Below are 14,674 nucleotides of genomic sequence, written 5' to 3'. Positions count from 1 at the left end.
CAATGGGATCCCCGCCCAGGCGGACCATAGGGCAGGTGCCGGCAGAACGTCGTGTCCCCGATTTACGGGACGCGGAACAAGCCGACGACGCATTGACGGCGATCCGCAGGGCCCTATTCGTTGGCGACCGGCGCGCCGCTCGACGAGTTCGCCGCTCGGCGCAACCGGCGGGCCCGCCGGAACATCATCAGGGTCCGGGGCTTCGCCCGGCGCTGGCCCGACCGGCGCTGCGCCTGCAGGGCCTGCTGACAATGGATGATGCCCTGGTCGGGGTTACCCAGGCCGAGGTAGACCACGGCCAGGGCGTCGTGTGCGGTGGCAATTTCGATCATCGCCCCTGATTCCCGGGCCAGGCTCAGGGCCCAGGAGGCGTAGTGGCGCGCGGACTGGTAGTCGGCGAGCGCGCAGTAGGCCTCGGAGAGGGTGAGGAGGACCTTGACGTGTCCGCCGCTGCAACCGGAGCGGGCCGCCACCTCCAGCGCGGCGTCGAGCCGGGCCACCGCGTTCGACGCCCGGCCGTCCCGAATCTCGACGCTGGCCAGCCCGTTGAGGGCGCGCATCTGCAGTCGCGGGTTACCGGTCAGCTGGGCGATGTCCAAAGCCTGCTCCAGCGTTCGGTGCGCCTCTCGGCGCCGTCCGGCGTCGCGGTGGACCTCGGCCGCGGTGATCAACGCCTCCGCCTCCTCCTGGCGCAGCCCGATCTCCCGGCAGATCGCCAGCGACCCGTGGACGGCGGCCAGGGCCTCGTCGAGGCGGCCCTGCTCGCGCCGGAGTTCCCCCAGATTGATGAGGGCTATCGCTTCGCCGGGCCGGCGACCGACCCGACGCAGCAGCGGGATCGCCACGCTGAGGTAGCGCGCGGCACGCTCCAGGTCACCGAGGTCCTTGTAGGTTCCGGCGATGTTTTGCAGGCCGGCCGCTTCCCCGGGTTCGTTGCCGATCTCGCGGTCGAGCGCCAGCGCCTGCGTGAACCGGCCCAGTGCGGGCCGTAACTGCCCCAGGTTCGCCAGCGACACGCCCATGCTGCGCAGTGTCGTGGATTCGCCCGGCTTCCATCCCGCCTGCCGGTAGAGCTCCACGGCGCGCTCATACTCGCGGATCGACTCCGCGAATTCCGCCAGCTGGTAACGCAGGAAGCCGAGGCAGAAGCGCATGGCCGCCTCGCCGACCGCATCACCCTCCGCGGTCGCCGCGGCCAGGCCCGTCTCGGCGATGGCCAGCCACTGAGGCCGGGACGCTGTCAGATACAGGTGGCTGCGCAGCGCATCAGCGAGTTGCCAGGCCAGGCGATGCAGTCCCCGTACCGCCGCGTGGCGCAGCCCGCCGACCACGTTTTCCCACTCTGCGATCATCCACCGCCGGGCATCGGCCACGTCGGGGAAGACCACCGGCACCACGCCGGCCGGCAGCGGTGGACGGGGCAATCGGGAAACGGCCGGGACGATGGCGGCGGCGGCCTGATCGGTGGTGTGCAGGTAGAAGGCGAGCAGGCGGCCCACAGCAGCGTCCCGTTGCGCGGGCGGATCGCCGGCGGCGAGTTCCGCGGCGTACTCCAGCAGCAGGTCGTGACAGCCGTACCGACCGGCCGCGGAGGCCGTGATCAGGTGCAGTCGGGCCAGGGTGTCGAACAGTTGGCCGGCGTCGTCCACCGCCAGCCCGGCGAGCGCGGCACCCGCTTCGGCCGACCACCCGGCCGGCGCCGGCACGAGGCCCAGCAGCCGGAAGAGCCGCTGCGCCGCTCGCGGGAGCGCCCGGTAGGAGAGGTCGAAGGCACCTCTGACCGACGCCCGTCCGTCACCAGAGATCCGCAGGCCGGCCATCCGCCCGCGTCGGGTCAGCTCGTCCACCTGCCCGCGGAGCGAATGGTACGGCTGGTCGACGAGCCGGCCGGCGGCGATGCGCAACGCCAGCGGAAGGTGGCCGCACAGCCTCGCCAGCGCGGCCGCGGCGTCCGGATCCGCGTCGATCAGCTCGGCGCCGGCCGTGTGGGCCAGCACCTCGATCGCGTCCAGCGGCGGCAGCACGTCGATCGTCATGCGACCCGCGCCGTTCAGCGCCACCAGGCCACCGAGCCGATCCCGACTGGTGACCAGGACGAGACAGTCAGGGCCGCCGGGCAGCAGTGGTCGCACCTGGTCCGGCTCAGCCACATTGTCGAGGATGATCAGCAGCCGCCGTCCCGCGAGGGCCGAGCGGTACAGGGCGGTCAGCGCGTCGACCCCGACCGGAATTTCCTCAGCCGTCACCCCCAGCGCCTGCAGCAGTTGCGGCAGCGCGTCCGCAGGCGACAGGCGGGCACCGGGGTCGAAGCCGTGCATGTCCAGGAACAGCTGGCCGTCCGGGAATCGGTCCATCACGCGGTGGGCCCAGTGCACGGCCAGGGTGGTCTTGCCGGCGCCGGCGGCGCCCACCACCAGTAACGGGCCATCGCACCGCGCGGCGAGCGCGTCGAGCTGCGCCAGCTCCGACACCCTGCCGACGATCCGTCCCGGGGCCGGTGGCAGTTGGCGCGCCGGCAGTCTGGGCGCCGGCGACGACGGGCGGGCTGACGACGCGGGCGACCGCACTGCGGCGACCGGCGGGTGCAGCGCCGGATCGCCGGCGAGGATCTGTTGCTGCAGACGCTGCAGTTGCGGCGTCGGTTCGAGCCCCAGCTCTTCGACCAGTCGTTTCCGCAGCTGGGCATAGAGTTCGAGTGCCTCGCCGCACCGCCCTGACCGGTATAGGGCCATCATCAGCTGGGCATGGGGCCGCTCGCGCAGCGGATGCTCGACGACCAGACGCCTCAGCTCGGGTACGAGTTCGGCGTGCCGCCCCAACGTCATCATGACCTCGGCGCGGTCTTCTGCGACCCGCTCCCGCAGCTCAGTGAGGCGCGATACCTCGGCGTCGGCGAACGCGCCGCGTACGCCACCCAGCGCCGCGCCACGCCACACCGCGAGCGCCGTGTCGTACCGCTCGAGCGCGACCTCTGGCCGGCCGTGGGCCGCTGCGTCCTGGGCCTGGGCGACCGTGCGCCGGAACGCGTCCACATCGATCTGGTCGGGGCCCACGCGCAGCAGATATCCGGGCTGCCGGGTCAGGATGAGCCGCTTACCGTCACTGCCGAACGCCCTGCGCAGCTCGGAGATCAGCAACCGCACCCGCGCCTCGGGGGACGCCGGCAGGTGCTGGCCCCAGACCGCTTCGGCGAGTTGGCTGGTGGCGACCACCCGGTTGGCGTTGAGCAGCAGTACCGTCAGCAGCGAACGCTGCTTTCCGTTGAGCGGGAGTTGAATGCCGTCTCTGTAGGCCTCGACCGGGCCGAGAAGGCGGAACTCCCACTCACCGTTCCCGTCCAACACGGTCACAATGGTGGATCCTGCCCCACCCGATTCGGCACGGCAATGTCGTTGAGGCGAACTCAAGTTGGCGGGTCGCTGACGGAGGCATGGGCCGCAGTGGTTTTGGAGGAGACGCTCCGCAACGGTCGGTCAGGAGGCGTCGGCGGTGGTTTCGTGGAACGCACCGGCCAGCGCCGCCCGCGTCAGCTCGGCCTTGTTGCCGAGGCCGAGCTTGAGCCTGACGCGCTTGACGTAGGTGTCCACCGTGTGCTGGCTGATACCGAGCGCACGGGCGATCTGGCCGTGTGTCAACCCGCGCGAAACCTGTCGGAGCACCTGCCCTTCGCGCAGCGAAAGCGGAACGGATTCGGTGCCCCGCGGATTCGACTTGCCGGCCGTCGCTGCCCGGCCGAAGAACCGTCCGCCGTCGAACACGGTCCGGACCGCCCGCACCACGACGTCGGCGGGCGCGTAGCGGTCCACGTAGCTCGGCACCCCCGAGCGCGGGTCGTGGTCGCCGGGCATCCGGTCGCCGCCGAAGGGAGCGAGCAGCAGCACGGGCACCGCCGACACCTCCGCCAGGAAGGCCCACAGTGTGCTGCCATGGACCGCCGCCGGATCGACCAGAATGATGTCCGCCTGCCGGCAGTACCCCCCTTCGGTGCTGGCTCGGACCTCGAGCACCTCGAACCCCTCCACCGCCAGCAACCCGGTCAGCCCATGAGCGAAGACCGGACTCGTATCAAAGATGCTGACCTTGCCCATCCGTTTCCCCCTGCCCCTTCGGGGTGATCCGCGTGGATCGCTACGGCGAGTCTCACCAGCGCGCGTATAGAAGGCGCATGGTCGCCGCATGCCAGGCGCGGGTGGGCCGGGCAGGGGGGCCGGGCACATCTCCGACCGGAACTAGCCGAGCTGCCGCGAGGTTGCGGGCGCGCCGACGGTGTACGCATACGGCAGCTGCGCCAGTTCGGTGCCGAAGCCGGGCAACGGGTCGATCGTCGCCAGGGCGAGGGTGCCGGTGACCCGTCGTCCGGCCGGCCCGGCCGGCACGAACGTCAGCGTGATCCGGCCCGCCTGCCCGGGTGCCAGCGTCAGCGGCGTGACCGGCGCGGCGGATCCTTCGACCAGCCGCCACCACGGGTTGCCGGTGGACGAGTCGACGGCGTCGTCGAATCGCCGGGTGACGGCCGTCGCCGCGCAACTGACCTCGGCCGGCTCCTGCGGTGGTACGCCGAACGGGCCGAGCTGATTGGCGTTGCAGACCCAGGTTGTCGCGGCGATCTCGGCAGCCTCGACGGTGACTTCGGCTCGACGTCCCGCCGTACCGGCGATGTCCGGGTCGCCGACGTAGTAGCCGTTCTCCCCGAACGGTTGGGTGTCCAGGGCGTGCGGCACCTGCGACGTCGCCGTCATCCGGAGCCGGGACGTGCCGGTGGGGACGAAGAAGCGCGGATACACATCGGTTCCGGAGACCGGGGTCTGGTAGATCGCGGAGGCCGTCGGGCGTAACGTCACCTCGCCCAGCGTGTCGAGCCGGGCGTCGATGAAGTACGACCGCGGCGCGGTGCCGGTGTTGGTGACGGTCAGCGTGGCGCCGACCGAGGTGCCGGCGGCAAGTACGGCGCCGGCGGCGGGCAGTCCCGCCGCGGACACCCGTACCGGGGCGAACCCGACCGTTCCGGAGAACCGCCGCGTAGTCTGCCCCGTGGTCGACGGCGCGTTGAGCACCAGCACCACCGTCCAGCGGCCCGGCCGGGGGTGCCGGCGGACCAGGTCGAGTCGAGGTTGCGCCGCAGCCCCGGCGGACCGGGAACTCGTCGCCGCGAGGACCATCCCGTCGGGGGCGACGAGTAGCCCCCAAACCTCGAGCCCCGGATCTTCGCCGGCAGTCACCGACACGTTGAGCACGGGTTTCCCGGCCGGCACGTCGAGCTGGAAGCTACGCCGCTGACCGAGCAGCGCCCAGCCGGCGAGAACGCCGTTGCCGCCGTGGAAGGCGCCGGTGAACCGACCTCCGGTGCCGCCCAGGCGCACCAGCGTCCGTCTGCCCAGTGGCAGGGCGGCGTGCTGGATGGCGCCCTCGCTCACGGTGATGGCCGCCGTGGAGTCGCCCGCCTCGGTGGCCAGTCGGACCGGCAGTCGGACGGTCCGGCTGGCCCCGGCCGGTACGACGACGGCTGGTCCGGCGTGCTGCTCCAGCTGGATGGCGGAGATGTCGTACCGGACCGCGCCGACCGGTGGTGACCCGTCGTTCCCGGTCCAGATCGCCACGGTCCATCGGCCGGCTTCGGGGCGCGCCACGGTGGCCCGCCCGTAGCCGCCGTTACCGAGCGGCAGTGAGTACCCGGCGAGCCGGCCGGCGGGATCAAACACGCTCACGCCGACCGATGAGCTGTGCGTCCGCGGGTCCCAGGCCACCGCCACCGTGAGTTGGTCGGTGCCACGCGGCACGGCCAGCGGCATCCGTCGGCCGTAGGCCGGAGATCCGTCGACGTCGGTGAAGGGCGTGCTGTGCTGCGGGGTCAGGGTCGTGCGGCCGGCGGCGAGGCGACGTGTCGGACCGCCGGTTCGCAGGCCGAGGCTGATCCGGCGGGACGTGGCGGCCGGGTTGGTGACCGTCACGTCGACCGGTACGGTCTGGCCGGCGGTACCGGTGACGGCCGGCGTGGACGGGTCGACCAGCAGACTTTCTCCAGCGCCGCCGTTCGGCCGTCCGCCGCGCGCCGGCGCATCGGCGAGGTCGGCAGCGAGGCGTACGGCGGCGAGGGTGTCGACCCGTCCCGCGCCCTGTTGGCTCGCTGGCTGCCGCAGGTCGGTGGCGGTGCTCATGAGGATCTGCTTGACCTGTCGGGGCGTCGGGGTGACGCCGTGGTGCCGGCGCATGGTCTGGATGACCAGCGCGGCGGCGCCGGCCACGAACGGTGCCGCCGCGCTGGTGCCGCCGAACAGGAAGAACGGGCTCGGGCTGCCGCCGTCGAAGAAGGACATGCAGCTCTGGTACCGGGCGGTGTCGGTCGAGCACGCGGCCCAACCGCTGTCGCCGGGTGCCACGAGGTCGACGGTGCGCGGTTCCGCCTGCGCCGTCCCACCGGAGCTGAGCGCGGACACCGAGTCGGACCGGAAGCCGTCGCCCAGCGGTGCGCCGCCGTATCCGAGCTGGTGGTACGCCCGGAACTGGGTGCTCGCGCCGACCGCGATGACGTCCGGGGCGCTGGCCGGCGAGCCGAGGGTGTCGTCCGGTCCCGCGTCGCCGGCGGCCACCACGACGGTCACCCCGGCGGCGGTCGCCGCGTCGTTGGCCAGGCGCAGCGCGTTGTCCGCCGTGTCCGGGTAGCCGTACGTCACCAGCGATTCGTTGAGCACGTCGACGTTCTCATGGAACACCGCCCACTCGATGCCTTGCATGATGACGGAGGTGGGTGCCGCGACGCCGCTGAACACCTTGGCGACGTGCACGGTCGCCCCCGGTGCCACGCCGAGGATCCGCGCCGGGCAGGGCGTGCCGCTGCGGTGCGCCGGATGTGCGTACCGGTCGATGTCGTAGGTTCCGACGCCCTGTGCCGCGATGACGCTCGCGTCGCCGAAGGACTCGAGGATGTACGAAGGGGTGTCGAGGCCTTCGCCGGTGAAGTCAGCGTAGCCGGCGATGATCGACCGGCCGTCCCGCATGAACTCGGTCGCCGCACGGCTGATCGCCCCGCCGAGGACACCGACCCGAACCCCGGATCCGTCCGCGAGGTCGTGGGCGCCGGGCCCGTGGCCCGCGCCGATGGTACGGGTCAACGTCAGCCCTTCCGGCTCGACGACCGGCGTCTGCCCGGGGCCGGCGCAGCCCGGCCTGCCCGACGTCGCGGCATGGGATTCGGTCGGGCTGGAACCGGACGTGCTGGATCGAGGCGCCAGCTCAGCTGCCGCTGCGGCCACCGGTTGGCGCAGCCGGACCGGCCGGTCGGGCAGCACCGCCCGGATTCCGGGCCGGGCCGCGAGGCTCCGGACCGCGCTGGCCGGCAGGGTGGCGGCGACGGCGTTCAGCAGGTGGAACGGTGTGGTCCGGGTGGCTCCGGCCTGTCGTAGGTCGGCGAGCACGGCTGCCTGTTCGCCCGCGAACCGGGCGGAGCGCTCGGCCTGCCTGGGGCCGGTCGCGGCCGTCGCCGAACCCTGGTCGGTGAGGATCACGATGACGGACTGCTCCGGGCCGGCGACCATCACCGGCTGGGCCTTCGCCGCGGCCGGTGTGGCGGCCAGCAGCGGCACCATAACGGCGGCAAGAAGTCTGCGCGGCGTGGTGAGGCGCACGGGATGGTCCTCGCTTTCAGGACGAGCGGTCGATCCGGCGGCGGAATGTGGACGAGAACGGCGCGGGTTGTGCAGCGGTGGGCTCAGGCGGCCGCGCGCCGCTCGGTCACGACGATCCAGCCGAAGGTGGTGAGCTGAAGGGCGACGAGCGTGACGAAGCCGAGACCATCCCAGAACGCGACCCCGTCGACCGGTGCGCCCAGGCCCGTCAGGGCCAGGCCAACCATCTTGATCATGGCCGGGAGGGTGAGCGCCAGCAGCGCGGCGGTGACGGCGAGCGAACCGAGCAGATAGACCGGCGCGTACCAGCGGATGATCCGGATCTCCCGGTCGGGCACGCCGCTGAGGTCGTGTCGAGGCGGCCGGCCGACCAGCCGGTTGGCGAGGTTCGCCAACCACCGGCGCGTGTCGCCCATCAGGTCGCCCAGCCGCAGCCAGTTGCCGAGCACGTAGTACATGTCGGTGCGCATGAACACCAGGAACTGGTAAACCACCGACAGCGTCAGCGTGTAGGCGACGGTACGGATCGGCCGGCCGCCGAACCCGGCGAGTTGCAGGCCGAGGCAGCCCGCCATGAGCAGGAGATCCCACGTCAATCCGGCCAGGTACGGGGCGTACCGGCGCCGCCGGGGTACCGATCGCACGCCCGACATCTCCGTCTGGGCCACCATGAACCACAGCCGGCGGCTGAGCGACAGCCGCCCGGTGACGCCCAACGCCCGGACCGCGACGGCGTGTGCCATCTCGTGCAGCAGCACCAGCGTCCAGGCGATCGCCGCGACGGCCAGCGCGTTGGCCAGCACCCGGTCCAGCAGAAAGGCATCGGCCGGCGCCGGTCGCAGCGTCGGCTGCCACAGCAGCATGGCCGGTACGGCGAGCCACGCCGCGAGGTAGGCCACCATCATCGGGGGCGTGAGCAGCCAGGCGACCCGCCGCTGCGGCAGGTTCGCCAGCAGCGCCAACCCGCGCCGAGGCGGCTCGCCCCCGGCGGCCTGGCCCGGGGCGGCGGCTTCGCCGGCCGACGACTCGACGCCCGCTGCCTCCCGGACGAAGCCGCAGGACGCGATCCCGTCGAGAAAGTCCGCCAGATCAGGTTCGCCGCCGTACCGTTCGACGAACCGCCGACGGACCTCACCCAACGGCAGCGCGTCGCCGATCCAGCGGATCAGGTCGACGCCTTCGACCGGCAACTCGACGAAGACGCCGGTGTCCGCCCGTCCGACTTCGCAGACCCCGTCCTCGACGTCGCCGATGTGCAGGGGATGCAGCCGTACGACGGCGGTGTCGACGATGGTGGAGGTCACGCGCTCACTCCGGACGACACGGCGGCGCTCTCGTCGTGGCCGCGCTGGTGGCCGGTGGCTGCTTGCGGCCGTGGTACCCGCCCACCGGGGCCGCAGGCGGTGCAGTCGTCGAGCAGCGTTCCCTCGGCGAACTGTGTCTCCATCCGATGCACGTCGACGACGAGCTTGCGCCCGGTGATGACCGGTTCGGCTATGCCGGTGAGGTATTTGACGGCCTCCAAGGCCGCCAGGTTACCGATCATGCCGGCCATCGGCGCGTTGCACGGGTTGATCGTGCGGTCGCCGATCACGCCGACGACATAATCGGCCATCGGCGTGTACTCCGGGTGCGTCGCCGCCGCGTCCTGCTCGACGCACTGGAAGCATGCGGTCTGGTAGGGGACGTGCAGGAACAGGCTGACGGTGAGTCCGTCGTTGGAGCCGCGCATCCAGGCGGTCCGCTCCAGTAGCGCCGCCTCGTTGAGCCACTGGTACAGCGTCAGGCGTGGCCGGTCGGCCGCGCAGATCACCAGGTCACGACCGGCCATGCAGGACCGTGCCGAGGCGACCCCGTCGACCATCGCGTTGCGTGCGGTCACCCGGATGTGCGGGTTGATCTCCGTGAGCCGGCGTACCGCCGCCTGCACCTTGGGGCTGCCGACGTCTCCGTCGGTGTAGAGCACCTGGCGGTTGAGGTTCATGAGTTCGACGTCGTCGTGGTCGACGAGGAGGATGTCGCCGACCCCGATGGCGGCGAGGCTCATCGCCACGTATGAGCCGAGGCCGCCGATGCCGAGGACCGTGACCCGCGCGTTCCGCAGCCGCAGTTGAAAGTCCGCCGAGGTCAGCGGAGGCTTGTGGAAGTACGAGAAGAATTCCAGGTTGCGTCGGTATCGCTCGAGTTCGGCGGCGGGTAGCTCGGCCGGTGGCGGTGCCGCGGCGTCCTCCACGAATCCCATGTCGATCAGCGCGTCGATCGCGTCGTTGACCTCTCCGGCGGCGATCTCGGGGCAGTGTTCCGCCATGTCGGCGCCCAGTTCGGCGCGGGTGCGCGTCCCGTCCATCAGGTTCAACAGGTGCCAGGTGTTGCCGTGTTCGTCGTCGACCATTTCCGAGGCGATGCCGTAGTCGCCGCCGCCTATGCGGATACGGCCGTCGCCGAGCGGGATCGGTGGGAAGACGCTCTTGATGCGCGGTCGCCTCATGTGTGCTCCTCAGGTCCGGATGCCGGTGCCGACCATCGACCCAGCAGTCGTTCGACAGCCCTGGCCGCCGCCGGGACGGCGGCGGCCAGGGCGGTTTCGGTCAGCAGTCGGTGCAGGGGCTGCATGCGCAGACCGCGGTGGTCTCGATCTTCTCGAGACGACGGATCTTGATCTTCATACCGACACCTCCCTCCGGATTCGACGTGCCGGCCCGACCATGTCGGGAGTGAGCCGGCGGTGCACACCCAGGTCGATGGCCGGTGCCCCACAGTCAAGCCGGGGAGCGGCACCCCAGCGGCACCGGTCCGGTGCCGCCGCCAGCGCAAATTCGGGCCGGATGGGGTACGCGAACATCACCCCACCCGCGCCCCAGACGGCACCGCCCCAGGTGGCCCCGCCGGCACCAGGTCTACGACGCCGGCGGTGCGGGCGCGGCACTGTGGCGGCACCGCTGCGGCACCCCGGGCCGGCAGCGCGGGCGTCATGGATTGGCGGGCAGCGCACGGCGTCGCTCTGCTTCGACGGGAAACATTCAGCGACGCCGAGCGGACCGGACCCGTGTCCGGTGGCGCCGACGGTGGACGCTCAGGCGGGGAGACGGCCGTCTTTCCGGTGTCGACGGGCCAGACCGCTGTCGGCAATCCGGCACAGCGTCCGGACCAGTGCGGTCATCTGCGCGGAGGGCTCGAGCCCGAGCTCACCGGCCAGCATCGCCCGGTAGGACTCATAGCGACGCAGCGCCTCCACCGCGTTACCCTCGGCGAGGTGGGCCCTGACCACCAGCCGGTTGGCGGACTCCCGAAGCGGCTCCATCCGCATCACCGAGTAGGCGGCGTAGAGCGCCTCGCCGAAGCGGCCGGCCCGTAGGAGGTGTTCCGCCCACGACTCGAGCGCGTGCATGCGCAACTGCTGCAGGCGCTCGCGTTCCAGACATACCCAGTCGTCGTACCAGCCCGGTAGGAGTTCCTCGTCGAGTGCCACGCCGGCCGGCGGTGCGACCACGCCGGTGTCAGCGCCGCTCAACATCCTCCGGGCCCACTGGGTCACCTCGTGGACGTCCACCTGAACCAGCGGGTTCAAACAGAGCATTCCGCCCGTCCGCAGCACGAGCCCGGAGCAGCTGCGCTTCAGGCGGTGCAGCGCGGAGCGGAGGCTGTTCAAAGCCTGCGGTTCCGGTTGATCCGGCCACAGCCGTCCTGCGGTCCCGCTCCGGCTCGGCCTTCCGGCAACCGCGAGGTACGCCACCACGTGCTGCGCCGTCGGCCGCAGCGGAATCTCCTGCCCGCCAACCTCGACCTTGAACCCGGCGAGCAGGGTGAGTCGGATTCCGCCGCCCGCCCAGGGCTCTGGTTGCGGGACGGACGCGTCGGGGTCACGCGGGGAGTCTGCGGCCGGCCGGGTCAACAACAGGTCCGGTGCGGTCGCGGGTCTGCGCTGTCCTTGGCGACCTCCACCATCCGACCGGCCCTCACGACGCCTCCATCGGGGTCGATGTATCGAACCCAGGAATGATAGCAACGATGGACGCAGTTAACCCAGCCATTGTCGGCCACCCGTCAGGCCCCTCGCTGGCTGACAGAAATCGGTCTCCTGATTGACTGTTCCACCATCCACAGATGCGATTCGTGGCGTCCGGGCGACGCCTAGCCGATCAACCAGTTGCGCTGGTCAAGCCGTTGGCATCGATGATCCCGGGTGGCGCCTGGAGGCGAATGGAAGGATGCACAGAAACGCCCAGCCACAGCGCGAGGAAATAATTAGACATTGGCCTATTTCGTTGCTAAATATGGCCGATCGCCGACCATGACGGAGGCCGGCGAACAATGGAGCACCTCAACGAATTGCATCCCCGACCAGGCGGCCGGCGCAACGGTGCAGTTCTTCGGCGCTGCGGGAGCCGTATGGACAGCCTCGCCGTACGGGCCGGTTTGCCGGTCAAGGCCTCCGGCTCCCGTGAGGAATCCATGACGACCGACGCATTCACGCCCGCTGCGTCCACGTGCTGCGCGCCGGCGCGACCTTTACAAACCGTACGTACGTATTGCTAGGCTGGCCGGGTGCTTCCGCCCCCTGGCAACGCCCGGATCCTGATCTTCACGCACTTCGTGAACACCTTCGGCAACGGCGCCTACCTCACGACCAGCGCCCTGTTCCTCACGAGGTCGGTTGGGCTCAGCCCAGCACATGTGTAGGGCACGCGCGAATGGAGGACGACCATGAACGACGTCACCGGTTTCAGGAACATCTCCCCGACCACCCTCGCCGACACTCTCGGACGCCAGCAGGTCATGGATGTCGGCATTCGCCCTCTCTGGCCGTCGATCCGGCGAGTTGCTGGCCCGGCGTTCACCGTGCGGTCATCGCGCCCGGATCAACACGATCCTGCGTGAGAAGGGCTACGAAGACTGACCGACCCGTCGGCCGTCAACGGATGCCCACGAAGAAGCGGGTCTGGTCGCTGCGGTGCAGTGCGTAGTAGGCCTCGAACCGGATGCCGTCCGGCAGCCAGGCCACGGATTCGATGCCGAGCAGGGGCGTCGAGGTGGTGACCTCCAGCAGCGAGGCGTCCTCGGGACCGGGGAAGACGGCTTCGATCCAGCGGTCGGCGCCGACCGGTTCCAGCCCGTACCGGCGGCGCAGCACGTCGTACAGGGACTGGTTCTCGAGTACGGCGCGTTCCAGGCCGGGCACCAGCCGGGCCGGCAGCGCGGTGTCGGCGAGCAGCCAAGGCTGGCCGTCGACGCTGCGGAGCCGGCGCATCCGCACGACCGGCTCGCCCGCCGGGATCTGCAGCAGGTCGGCCTCGCGTTGGTCCGCCTCGCCGAGGGTCTGGCTGATGGTGTGGGTGGTGACCCGACGCCCGGACTCGCGCAGGTCGTCGGCGGAGCCGGACACCGAGCCGACGAAGCGCAGCTCGGTCTTGCGGGGTGCGACGAAGGCGCCCCGCCCCTTGACCTTGTAGATCATCCGTTGCTGGACGAGTTCGCGCAGCGCCTCGCGGACGACGGTGCGGGAGACGCCGTAGAGGTCGGTCAGCTCCGCCTCTGACGGCAACGGCTGGTCCGGGGCGATCCCGCCGGCCTCGATCTGGCCGCGCAGCTCCCGCATCAGCTGCATCCACAGCGGCTCATTCCCGTCCCGGTTGAGCCGCCGGTACGACATCGTCATGGTTTTCCTTCCCCGTCGACCGGACACAGCATGCCATGTCCGGGCCGTCCTGTCGTGACAGGAGTTGCGACGCGCCGCCACGACCCAACCCCGAAACCACACTAAAACGTAACCACCATCACGGTGACTTGCGTCACGTTCGACCGCCAACTCTAGCGAACCTGTCACTACAGGCTTGTAATGACTGGACCTCATCGCGGCTGCCCCCAGCCGCGGTCAGCCGACTGAGCACGTCCACTCCCGCCCCGGCGGGTTCTCGCTCTCTCTGGAGGCCCCCACCATGCGTACCCACTCCTCATCCCGGCGGCGGCGCACCGCCGTTGCGGCCGCGCTCGTCGCGGCCGTCGCGGTGACCGCGACCGGCTGCGGCTCCGGCACGAGCGGCGGCAACGCCAAGAACGGCGACAAGCCGTTCATCGCGCTGAGCAACGGCTTCATCGGCAACGGCTGGCGGCAGACGATGATCGCCAAGTTCGAGGCCGCCGCCACCAAGGCGCAGAACGACGGGCTGATCGGCAAGTTCAAGGTCGTCAACGCCCCCGGCGAGAACTCGGCCACCGAGCAGGTCGCGCAGATCAAGAGCCTGCTGCTGCAGAAGCCGGACGCCCTGCTGATCGACCCGGCCTCGCCGACCGCGCTCAAGCCGGTCATCCAGCAGGCCTGCGACGCCGGCATCAAGGTCGTGGTCTTCGACTCGGCGATCGACGCCCCCTGCGCCCACGTGCTGCTCAACAGCTTCAAGGACTGGGCGACGGCCGCGGCCGAGCCGCTGGTGCAGGGCATCGGCGGCAAGGGCACGGTCATCGTCAGCCGAGGCGTCGTCGGCTCCCAGCCCGAGGAGGAGATGTACCAGACCACGCAGGAGATCCTGGCCAAGAACCCGGAGGTCAAGGTCGCCGCGACCGTCAACGGCATGTGCGACGGCGCCAAGGCCCAGCAGGCGGTGCTCGGTGTGCTGTCGAGCGTGCCGAAGGTCGACGGGGTCATCGGCTGCGGTGACGGCTACGGCGTCGCCCAGGCCTTCACCACGGCCGGCAAGCCGATCCCGGCGGTCACCTTCGAGACCAACGGCCGCGCGCTGAAGTACTGGCAGGACAGCAAGCTCGACAACGGCTCGGTCGCGGTCATGTCCGACCCGGGCCAGTCCGTCGCCGCGCTCTGGGAGGCGATCGACCTGCTCGACGGCAAGGACATCCCGAAGGAGCTGACCTTCCCGATCGTGCTGGTGGAGCAGAAGGACGTCGCCGCGTGGGCCGGCGTGTTGAAGCCCGACGAGTACGCCGCCTGGCCGTGGACCCAGGAGCTCTTCCGCCAGCAGGTCGAGGCCGTGAAGAGCGGCGGCGCTCCGGTGCAGCCGCCCATCCCGACGGCCGCCGGCTGACCGAACCGCGACCAA

The 14,674-nt window shown here is 70.8% G+C and carries 10 protein-coding genes; 3 read left to right on the top strand and 7 right to left on the bottom strand.

The genetic code is table 11. The annotated features are described in order from the left end of the window. Positions 1–113: 113 nt before the first annotated feature. The 6 genes from ABZ671_RS15485 to ABZ671_RS15460 all read right to left on the bottom strand — a co-directional run bounded on the left by ABZ671_RS15485 (position 114) and on the right by ABZ671_RS15460 (position 11,514). Positions 114–3,344, bottom strand: coding sequence for a BTAD domain-containing putative transcriptional regulator (locus tag ABZ671_RS15485; RefSeq protein ID WP_357857352.1), 3,231 nt, complete (start codon positions 3,342–3,344; stop codon positions 114–116). A 129-nt stretch (positions 3,345–3,473) separates the two neighbouring features. Further along, positions 3,474–4,088 (bottom strand): response regulator transcription factor, encoded by a 615-nt coding sequence (locus ABZ671_RS15480; RefSeq protein ID WP_357857349.1) that lies wholly within the window; start codon positions 4,086–4,088, stop codon positions 3,474–3,476. A gap of 141 nt (positions 4,089–4,229) precedes the next feature. After that, on the bottom strand, positions 4,230–7,622 hold the full coding sequence (locus tag ABZ671_RS15475) for a S8 family serine peptidase (RefSeq protein ID WP_357857345.1): 3,393 nt from the start codon (positions 7,620–7,622) through the stop codon (positions 4,230–4,232). An 83-nt stretch (positions 7,623–7,705) separates the two neighbouring features. Then, entirely contained in the window at positions 7,706–8,926 is a 1,221-nt protein-coding gene (locus ABZ671_RS15470) for a hypothetical protein (RefSeq protein ID WP_357857343.1), read from the bottom strand. Continuing rightward, positions 8,923–10,110: a ThiF family adenylyltransferase gene (locus tag ABZ671_RS15465; RefSeq protein WP_357857340.1), complete on the bottom strand. Its 1,188-nt coding sequence runs from the start codon at positions 10,108–10,110 to the stop codon at positions 8,923–8,925. The genes ABZ671_RS15470 and ABZ671_RS15465 overlap by 4 nt, the downstream gene beginning before the upstream one ends. A 585-nt stretch (positions 10,111–10,695) precedes the next feature. Further along, the gene (locus ABZ671_RS15460; RefSeq protein ID WP_357857337.1) at positions 10,696–11,514 is read right to left on the bottom strand and encodes a BTAD domain-containing putative transcriptional regulator; all 819 of its coding nucleotides are present in this window, start codon (positions 11,512–11,514) and stop codon (positions 10,696–10,698) included. Between the two features lie 653 nt (positions 11,515–12,167). Between ABZ671_RS15460 and ABZ671_RS15455 the strand changes: the two genes are divergently transcribed. Both ABZ671_RS15455 and ABZ671_RS15450 read left to right on the top strand, forming a co-directional pair. Continuing rightward, positions 12,168–12,302 carry a hypothetical protein gene (locus ABZ671_RS15455; protein ID WP_357857335.1) on the top strand — a complete coding sequence of 45 codons (135 nt, stop codon included), beginning with the start codon at positions 12,168–12,170 and terminating at the stop codon, positions 12,300–12,302. A 24-nt stretch (positions 12,303–12,326) separates the two neighbouring features. Continuing rightward, the gene (locus ABZ671_RS15450) at positions 12,327–12,500 is read left to right on the top strand and encodes a hypothetical protein (RefSeq protein WP_357857332.1); all 174 of its coding nucleotides are present in this window, start codon (positions 12,327–12,329) and stop codon (positions 12,498–12,500) included. Between the two features lie 34 nt (positions 12,501–12,534). Here ABZ671_RS15450 and ABZ671_RS15445 read toward each other — a convergent pair whose 3' ends face one another. Further along, the gene (locus ABZ671_RS15445; protein ID WP_357857329.1) at positions 12,535–13,278 is read right to left on the bottom strand and encodes a GntR family transcriptional regulator; all 744 of its coding nucleotides are present in this window, start codon (positions 13,276–13,278) and stop codon (positions 12,535–12,537) included. Between the two features lie 280 nt (positions 13,279–13,558). Here ABZ671_RS15445 and ABZ671_RS15440 point away from each other — a divergent pair, with 280 nt between their 5' ends. Further along, the gene (locus ABZ671_RS15440; protein ID WP_357857326.1) at positions 13,559–14,659 is read left to right on the top strand and encodes an ABC transporter substrate-binding protein; all 1,101 of its coding nucleotides are present in this window, start codon (positions 13,559–13,561) and stop codon (positions 14,657–14,659) included. Positions 14,660–14,674: the final 15 nt, after the last annotated feature.

The organism is Micromonospora sp. NPDC006766 (assembly GCF_040636055.1).
Lineage (GTDB): Bacteria > Actinomycetota > Actinomycetes > Mycobacteriales > Micromonosporaceae > Micromonospora.
This window is presented reverse-complemented; position numbering and strand designations above follow the sequence as displayed.

Bases quoted from the DNA above. Each gene is read 5' to 3' on its own strand.
- ABZ671_RS15480 (WP_357857349.1), bottom strand. From the start codon at position 4,088: ATGGGCAAGGTCAGCATCTTTGATACGAGTCCGGTCTTCGCTCATGGG.
- ABZ671_RS15450 (WP_357857332.1), top strand. From the start codon at position 12,327: ATGAACGACGTCACCGGTTTCAGGAACATCTCCCCGACCACCCTCGCC.
- ABZ671_RS15440 (WP_357857326.1), top strand. From the start codon at position 13,559: ATGCGTACCCACTCCTCATCCCGGCGGCGGCGCACCGCCGTTGCGGCC.
- ABZ671_RS15465 (WP_357857340.1), bottom strand. From the start codon at position 10,110: ATGAGGCGACCGCGCATCAAGAGCGTCTTCCCACCGATCCCGCTCGGC.
- ABZ671_RS15445 (WP_357857329.1), bottom strand. From the start codon at position 13,278: ATGACGATGTCGTACCGGCGGCTCAACCGGGACGGGAATGAGCCGCTG.